Origin of the sequence: Halomonas sp. SpR1 (assembly GCF_031010175.1) — a bacterium.
GTDB lineage: Bacteria > Pseudomonadota > Gammaproteobacteria > Pseudomonadales > Halomonadaceae > Vreelandella.
This window is the reverse complement of the sequence record NZ_JAUAMB010000082.1, coordinates 1-1,099: the sequence shown is the minus strand read 5'-3', so window position 1 is coordinate 1,099 and position 1,099 is coordinate 1. Positions and strand designations below refer to the sequence as shown.

At 55.9% G+C, this 1,099-nt stretch carries 1 rRNA gene; it reads left to right on the top strand.

Features of this window, described 5'->3' with window-relative positions:
• A 16S ribosomal RNA gene (locus tag QT231_RS24190) occupies nucleotides 1–1,085 on the top strand; the annotation flags it as partial.
• Nucleotides 1,086–1,099 lie beyond the last annotated feature (14 nt).

Here is a 1,099-nt window from a genome sequence, read left to right as displayed (position 1 = left end):
TGGTGGTTAATACCCATCAGGAAAGACATCACTCGCAGAAGAAGCACCGGCTAACTCCGTGCCAGCAGCCGCGGTAATACGGAGGGTGCAAGCGTTAATCGGAATTACTGGGCGTAAAGCGCGCGTAGGTGGCTTGATAAGCCGGTTGTGAAAGCCCCGGGCTCAACCTGGGAACGGCATCCGGAACTGTCAGGCTAGAGTGCAGGAGAGGAAGGTAGAATTCCCGGTGTAGCGGTGAAATGCGTAGAGATCGGGAGGAATACCAGTGGCGAAGGCGGCCTTCTGGACTGACACTGACACTGAGGTGCGAAAGCGTGGGTAGCAAACAGGATTAGATACCCTGGTAGTCCACGCCGTAAACGATGTCGACCAGCCGTTGGGTGCCTAGAGCACTTTGTGGCGAAGTTAACGCGATAAGTCGACCGCCTGGGGAGTACGGCCGCAAGGTTAAAACTCAAATGAATTGACGGGGGCCCGCACAAGCGGTGGAGCATGTGGTTTAATTCGATGCAACGCGAAGAACCTTACCTACCCTTGACATCCTGCGAACCCGGAAGAGATTCCGGGGTGCCTTCGGGAACGCAGAGACAGGTGCTGCATGGCTGTCGTCAGCTCGTGTTGTGAAATGTTGGGTTAAGTCCCGTAACGAGCGCAACCCTTGTCCTTATTTGCCAGCGAGTAATGTCGGGAACTCTAAGGAGACTGCCGGTGACAAACCGGAGGAAGGTGGGGACGACGTCAAGTCATCATGGCCCTTACGGGTAGGGCTACACACGTGCTACAATGGCCGGTACAAAGGGCTGCGAGCTCGCGAGAGTCAGCGAATCCCTTAAAGCCGGTCTCAGTCCGGATCGGAGTCTGCAACTCGACTCCGTGAAGTCGGAATCGCTAGTAATCGTGAATCAGAATGTCACGGTGAATACGTTCCCGGGCCTTGTACACACCGCCCGTCACACCATGGGAGTGGACTGCACCAGAAGTGGTTAGCCTAACGCAAGAGGGCGATCACCACGGTGTGGTTCATGACTGGGGTGAAGTCGTAACAAGGTAGCCGTAGGGGAACCTGCGGCTGGATCACCTCCTTAAACGATGCGTCACG